Annotated in this window: 7 protein-coding genes; 5 read left to right on the top strand and 2 right to left on the bottom strand. The window is 70.5% G+C overall.

The window, feature by feature from the left end; all coding sequences use genetic code 11:
* The coding region (locus NBZ83_RS09205; protein WP_261574756.1) for an aldo/keto reductase at positions 1-1,004 on the top strand (1,004 nt) is incomplete at its 5' end.
* On the opposite strand, the gene NBZ83_RS09200 is transcribed toward NBZ83_RS09205, so the two are convergent.
* Positions 967-1,383, bottom strand: coding sequence for a hypothetical protein (locus tag NBZ83_RS09200; protein WP_261570979.1), 417 nt, complete (start codon positions 1,381-1,383; stop codon positions 967-969). The genes NBZ83_RS09205 and NBZ83_RS09200 overlap by 38 nt on opposite strands.
* Here NBZ83_RS09200 and NBZ83_RS33745 point away from each other — a divergent pair.
* From NBZ83_RS33745 to NBZ83_RS09185, 3 genes are all read left to right on the top strand, one after another.
* Complete coding sequence (locus NBZ83_RS33745) at positions 1,358-1,870, top strand: MBL fold metallo-hydrolase (RefSeq protein ID WP_368861821.1); 513 nt, start codon at positions 1,358-1,360, stop codon at positions 1,868-1,870. The genes NBZ83_RS09200 and NBZ83_RS33745 overlap by 26 nt on opposite strands.
* Before the next feature lie 91 nt (positions 1,871-1,961).
* Positions 1,962-3,575: a CocE/NonD family hydrolase gene (locus NBZ83_RS09190; protein ID WP_261574754.1), complete on the top strand. Its 1,614-nt coding sequence runs from the start codon at positions 1,962-1,964 to the stop codon at positions 3,573-3,575.
* Positions 3,576-3,665: 90 nt separating this feature from the next.
* Positions 3,666-4,571, top strand: a complete 906-nt coding sequence (locus NBZ83_RS09185; RefSeq protein ID WP_261570982.1) for an alpha/beta fold hydrolase — start codon at positions 3,666-3,668, stop codon at positions 4,569-4,571.
* A 90-nt stretch (positions 4,572-4,661) separates the two neighbouring features.
* On the opposite strand, the gene NBZ83_RS09180 is transcribed toward NBZ83_RS09185, so the two are convergent.
* Entirely contained in the window at positions 4,662-5,123 is a 462-nt protein-coding gene (locus tag NBZ83_RS09180) for a MarR family winged helix-turn-helix transcriptional regulator (RefSeq protein ID WP_261574753.1), read from the bottom strand.
* A gap of 418 nt (positions 5,124-5,541) precedes the next feature.
* Between NBZ83_RS09180 and NBZ83_RS09175 the strand changes: the two genes are divergently transcribed.
* A complete protein-coding gene (locus NBZ83_RS09175; protein ID WP_261570984.1) occupies positions 5,542-6,495 on the top strand; it encodes a LysR family transcriptional regulator in 954 nt (317 codons plus the stop codon).
* Positions 6,496-6,535 lie beyond the last annotated feature (40 nt).

Below are 6,535 nucleotides of genomic sequence, written 5' to 3'. Positions count from 1 at the left end.
GGAAGACGACGATGAAGCACATACGGCTGGGACGGACCGGCCTGCAGGTCTCCCGCCTGTGCCTGGGCACGATGACCTTCGGCCTGCAGTGCGACGAGGAACGCTCCCGGGCGATCCTCGACCGCGCCGCCGACGGCGGCATCACGTTCCTCGACACCGCCGACGTCTACCCGCTCGGTGGAACGGTGGAGACCATCGGCCGCACCGAGGAGATCCTCGGCCGCTGGCTCACCGGCCGCCGCCACGAGGTCGTCCTGGCCACCAAGTGCGTCGGGCCCACCAGCTCCCGGCCCTGGGACCGCGGCGCGTCCCGGCGGCACATCCTCGACGCCGTCGACGCCTCCCTGCGCCGGCTGAACACCGACTTCATCGATCTCTACCAGCTCCACCGCTACGACCCGGCCACTCCCATCGACGAGACGCTGCGGGCGTTGGACGACGTCGTCCGCGCGGGCAAGGTCCGCTACGTCGGCGTCTCGAACTACCTGGCCTACCAGCTCGCCCGCGCGATCGGCCGCAGCGAGACGCTCAACCTCGTCCGCTTCGACTCCGCCCAGCCCCGCCACAGCCTGCTGTTCCGCGAGGTCGAACGCGAGCTGTTCCCCCTGTGCCTGCAGGAGGGCGTCGGGGTGATCCCCTACAACCCGCTGGCCGGCGGTCTGCTCTCCGGCAAGCACGACCGCACGAAGCCACCGGCCGACGGCAGCCGGTTCACCCTCGGCACCGCCGCCGACCGCTACCAGCAGCGCTACTGGCAGGAGCGGATGTTCGACACGATCGACGAACTCGCCACCATCGCCGCCGACCTCGGCGTGGCGCTGCCGACCCTGGCCGTCGCCTGGTCCCTCGCTCAGCCCGCGATCACCGCGCCGATCATCGGCGCCAGCCGCCCCGACCAGCTCGACGCCACCCTCGCCGCCGTGGACCTGCACCTCGACGACGCGACCCGCGAACGCCTCGACAAGCTCACCGCCGAATACCGCCGCGGCGACGCCGGCATCTGACCGCCGCCGGCACCGCCAGCACCGCAACCCCGGCCTGCAGGCACGGCACCCACGAGGTACCTGAGGAGTGACGATGAAGGTCGGTGACCTGAACGTTCAGCCCGTGTGGGACGGCGACGCCCGGGTGCGGGCGCGCGACGTCCTCACCCCACCCGGGGGCGACGAGGCGCACTGGGCCTGCAACGCCGAGCACTTCACCGCCGCCGGCGAGTTCGAGATGGCGCTCGGCGGCTTCCTGATCCGCACCGGCGACCGGGTCGTGCTCGTCGACGCCGGACTCGGCCCGTTCTCCGCCCGCGGCTTCCACGGCGGCCACCTCCTCAACAGCCTCACCGCGCTCGGCGTGCAGCCCCCTGACGTCACCGACGTGGCTGCTCACCCACCTGCACGGCGACCACACCGGCTGGACCACGCTCGAGGACCGGCCGGTCTTCCCGAACGCCACCTACCGCTGCCACGCCGCCGACTGGCACCACTTCGTCGACGGGCCGGAGCCCGACCGGCGCACCGCATCGAAACTCGCGCCGATCACCGGACAGGTCGAGCTGTTCGACACCGACCGCACCCTCGCCCCCGGCATCGACGCTCGCCACACCCCCGGCCACACCCCCGGCTCGACGATCTACATCGTCTCCAGCGGCCAGCGTCGCGCCCTGCTGCTCGGCGACGTCGCCCACTCCCCCGTCGAACTCCTCGACGCCGGCTGGGAAGCCGTTTACGACACCGACAGCCCCGCCGCCCAGGCCGCCCGCGCCCGCCTCATCGACGAGATCGAAGCCGACGGCACCCCCGTCGCCTCCCCGCACTTCGCCGGCCTGCGCTTCGGTCGAAAAACTCGGGCCAGCGCTACCAATAATGTCAGATAACTTATATGGTTGATGACATCGTCGAGTGGCGCGGGCGCGCGGAACCGGTCAGGCCCGAAGACGCGCTCCGTGCAGCGAGGAAGGATCTGCCATGGTCAGCGTTGCCGTTGCCCCGTTCGAGACCGAAGTCAGGACTCGCGCGGGAGACCTGGTTCGCGCCGACGTGTACCTGCCTGCCGACGGCGGGCCGTTCCCCGTCGTGCTGGGCGCGTCCCCGTACCAGAAATCGCTGCGGCGGCTGCCGCCTCATCCGGTCTTCCCGTTCACCGAGTACGGCCCGATTCAGCTGTACCTCGACAACGGCTACGCCTACGTGGCGATGGACACGCCGGGAACCGGGCGTTCCGAGGGCACGTGGGACCCGGTCTCCCGGGCGGAGGGCGAGGCCATCGGTGACATGATCGAGCACGTCGCCGTCCAGCCGTGGGCGACCGGGGCGGTCGGCATGATCGGCATGTCGCACTACGCGTGGAGCCAGTGGAACGCCGCCCGCACCCGGCCTGCGCATTTGAAGACCATCGTCGCCTACGACGGCGCCACCGACATGTACCGGGACTGGATGTACCACGGCGGGATCCCGGTGCAGGGTTTCTGGTCGTCGTGGCTGTTCGGGTCGGTGCTCATGCAGCACACGCTCAACGGCATCGGATTCCGCGAGGGCGGCAAGGACCAGTTCGTCTACGAGGCGCTCTCGCACCCCTTCGACGACGAGTGGCAGCGCCGCCGCTCGCCGTTCTGGGAACTGGACAAGGTGGAAATCCCCGTGTTCTCCATCGGGGTGTGGGGGAAGGGACCGCTGCACCTGCGCGGCAACTTCTACGGCTTCGAACGGGTCCGCGGCCCCAGGCAGCTGCTCGTCACCCACCCGGAGAGCTTCGCCCAGGCCCAGGCGTACTACTTCGACGAGGACTTCCACCGCGCCGAGCTGCTGCCCTGGTACGACCACCACCTCAAGGGCACCGACAACGGCGTGATGGACCGCCCGCCCGTCCGGTTCTACGTCAACGGCGAGAGGACGTACCGATCCGCGACGTCCTGGCCGCCGGCCGACGCCGAGCCGTCGGCGTTCTACCTGTCAGGGGAGCGCAGCGGCGCGGTCAGGTCCCTCAACGACGGCTCGCTCTGCGAGGACGCGCCAGCGGCGGACGAGAACCCGACGTCATGGTCCTACCCGGACCCGGAGTGGAGGGCGGGAGTCACCGTGTTCGACGCCGATGGCCGGCCCGATCACGTCGCGCGCGTCACCACGTTCACCACGGCCCCGGCGAACCGGGACCGTGAGTTCACCGGGCACGGCGTGCTGACGCTCTACGCCTCGACCGACCAGGCCGACCTCGACCTCATCGTGAAGCTGTCGCTCCTGCCTGCCGCCGGGGGCCAGCCGCTGAGGGTCTCCCAGGGCTGGCTGCGCGCCTCGCACCGCGCCGAGGATCTCGCGCTGACCAGCGATATGCGGCCGTTCCACGTGCACGACCACGCTGAGCCGCTGGAGCCGGGGACGGTGTACGAGCTGCGCGTCGAGCTGCTGCCGATGTCGTTCCTGGCCCGCCGGGGCGACCGGATCCGGCTGGAGATCAGCAACCAGGACTCGCTGATCGCCGACGCCCCGATGACGCACTTCTACGGCCAGAAGGTCGGCAACGACACCTATCACCACGACCGGCGTCACCCGTCGTCGCTGCGGCTGCACGAGCGCCCACGGTAGACGTCCCTGCCTGCCCAGGCAGGCACAGAACACCCGGCCGGCAAGGGACCGCGCGCCCCGGGGCGGCTGCTCATCGAAGGGAGCCTGTCCATGTCAGACAACCCGAGGCGCCGGGAGACCACGCACCTTCCGCCCGGTTTCACCCGGCACGACGCCACGGTGAACGGCACCCGGCTCAGCTACCTGATCGGCGGAACGGGCGAGCCGGTGCTGCTCCTGCACGGCTGGCCGCAGACCGCCCGGTCATGGCACCCGGTTCTGCGCCCGCTCGCCGCCCAGGGCTATACGGTCATCGCTCCCGACCTTCGCGGCCTTGGCCAATCCGACCGGGCCGATTCCGGATATGAGAAGGACAACCAGGTTGAGGACATGCGGCAGTTGCTCCGCAACCTCGGCTTTGGGCCTCGGGTCCGTGTCGTGGGGCACGACATCGGCGGGATGATCGCCTTCTCCTGGGCGAGGAAACATCCCGAGGAGGTGGAGCGCCTGGTCCTGATCGAGCTGGCGGTCCCCGGATTCGGCCTGGAGCAGGCGATGAACGTCGCCGAAGGGGGCCGCTGGCACTTCGGCTTCTTCATGACACCCGAGGTGCCCGAACTTCTTCTCGGCGGGCACGAGCGGGAGTTCTTCGCCTGGTGGTTCGCGCACCTCTCCGGCGACCCGGACGCGTTCAGCTCCGACGAGATAGACGCAGTCACCGCTGACTACGCGGGTCACGAGGCGCTGCGTGCCGGGTTCGGGCACTACCGCACGCTGCTGCGGGACGCAGCGGCCAACCGCGCCTGGTATGACGGCGGCGGCAGGCTCGACATGCCGGTGCTCGCCATCGGCGGCGAGCTGGCCGTCGGCCAGCGCCTGGCGGAGAGCATCCGCGCAGCGGCTCCGCACGCCAGGGCCGCCGTTGTCCAGGCCTGCGGGCACTTCGTCGCAGACGAACGCCCTGAGGATCTCATCCGCATCCTGACGCAGTTCCTCGCCCAGGTCCCTGCGGCCTGACCGGCAGCAACTCGAATGGCCAGACGGCGGCACCCTCGCGATGCCCTCGGTCGCCGCCTTCCTGGGCGAGCTCGCCGCGTCGCGGACCGGTCAGCCGACCGCCGGCGAGTCCGGCAGGTAGATGTCCATGGCGATCATCAGCTGCCGGAGTACGGCGCGCAGCTCTCGCTGCTGCCTCGCCGACAACGTGGCCAGTGCCCGGTCCTCAACCGTCTTCGTCTCCGCCTGGGCCCGCTCCAGCACGTCGAGGCCGGCGGGGGTGATCTGGACGTCGATAATCCTGCCGTGCGTCGGGTGCGGGGCCCGGCGAACGAGGCCGCGGTCGAGCAGCGACGAGATCGCGGTGGACATGGACTGGGCCGTCACCCCGGCCCGGCGGCCGAGCTCGGCCCCGGACAGGGCGTCCGGGCTTTCCAGCCCGAGTTGCGCGAGCGCGGCAAGCTGCGCGTGGGTCAGCGAAAACCGGCGCAGGGTCCGCTCAAGCTGCTGTGAGAGAGTCGAACTCACCATCCGCATCATGTAGGGCAGACGTTGACCGAAGTCTTCTGCCATGATCCCTCTTTCCGCTCGATCTGACTCGGCCATCTCTTCAAACATACAAGTTGCCTGTTAAGATACCTGGCATCAGGAGCGTGGATACGGCCGCCGAAGTCCACGACGAGCTTGCAGAAGGCTTCCGGCTGTTCCAAGAGTCATGACCGCAATAGCCTGGTCACGCAGCGGCGCGGGGTGCCGTCAGCTCAGCCTCGATCCACCGTCGGTTATGACTGGTTGATCGCCCCAGGACAGATCGCCTGCGCGGTACTGCGGGCACCACACGACGTGACAGCCAAGGTCGTAGGCGCCCCACGCCGACCATCACCCGAGGGAACATGCAGCTGGTTGGACCAGCGTTGCTGGTCCAACCAGTACGGGTCCGTACCGGATTCCCCTGACACCTGAAGGCGCCAGTCCCCTCCGGAGGTCTTTGATGGAAATCGGACAGCTCAGGGCCTTCGTCACCGTCGCCGAGGAGGGCCACGTCGGCCGGGCGGCGGTGCGGCTGCACCTGACGCCGTCGCCGGTCAGTCGCAGCATCCGCGCGCTGGAGCACGACCTGGGCGTGGAGCTGTTCGTCCGGGGCCATCACTCGCTGGAGCTCACCGAGGCGGGCCGGGCGGCGCTGCCGCGCATCAGGGCGGCGCTGCGCAGTCTGGAGGAGGCGCGCTTCGCCGCGCGACGGGCCGCCGGCCAGCTCCCACCGCTGCGTCTGGGGTCCACCCACTTCGCGCCGCTGCACGTCGTCGACCGGGTGGTCGCGACCATCTGCGCGTTCCTGCCCGGTGCGCCGAGCCAGACCCGCGCCGCGGACGCCCCGGATGCCCCGGACGGCGGCCTGGTCGACCTGGTCCACAACCCGTCCAGCGAACTGCTGCCGGCACTGGACCGCGGCGAACTGGACCTCGCCCTGGTGCACCTGCCCGTCGACGATCCGTCGCTGGACGTGCTGCCCCTGGTCGCCTACCGGTTGCGCGTCGCGATGCGGGCCGACGACGAGCTGGCGACCCGGACCTGCCTGCACCTGGCCGACCTGCGCGATCGGGAGATCCTGCTGACGCCCACCCGGCTGCAGCCGCTCGCCATGCGCCGGCTTCAGGATCGGCTGGAGCAGGTCGGTCACGCGCACGTCGTCACCATGCACGAGCAGGACCTGCTGCTGCTCGCGAACACCGTCCGCCGGTCCCGCCAGCTCACCCTGACCGGTTCGGTGAACTCCGGGCCCGCCGGACGGGTGTTCGCCGACCCGGTGTTCGCCCTGGTCCCGCTGGCCCCCGGGGAGATCGACTTCCAGCTCGGCCTGGTCTGGTCGCGGGCGACGGCCGCCCGCGACCCCCGGATCACCGCCGTCGTCGACCACCTGCGCGCCTCAACCCCGCCCCGCTGAGCTCGGGCGGTGCCGCGGCGGTACGCGCCGGGGCCGCGCC

Source organism: Frankia gtarii (genome assembly GCF_025403375.1).
In the GTDB taxonomy this organism is placed as follows: Bacteria; Actinomycetota; Actinomycetes; order Frankiales; family Frankiaceae; genus Frankia; species Frankia gtarii.
The sequence above is the reverse complement of the archived record's forward strand: the minus strand, read 5'-3'. Positions and strand labels throughout refer to the sequence as shown.

Excerpts from the sequence above, each read along its gene's own strand:
- NBZ83_RS09190 (WP_261574754.1), top strand. The coding sequence starts at position 1,962 with ATGGTCAGCGTTGCCGTTGCCCCGTTCGAGACCGAAGTCAGGACTCGC.
- NBZ83_RS09185 (WP_261570982.1), top strand. The coding sequence starts at position 3,666 with ATGTCAGACAACCCGAGGCGCCGGGAGACCACGCACCTTCCGCCCGGT.
- NBZ83_RS09180 (WP_261574753.1), bottom strand. The coding sequence starts at position 5,123 with ATGGCAGAAGACTTCGGTCAACGTCTGCCCTACATGATGCGGATGGTG.
- NBZ83_RS09175 (WP_261570984.1), top strand. The coding sequence starts at position 5,542 with ATGGAAATCGGACAGCTCAGGGCCTTCGTCACCGTCGCCGAGGAGGGC.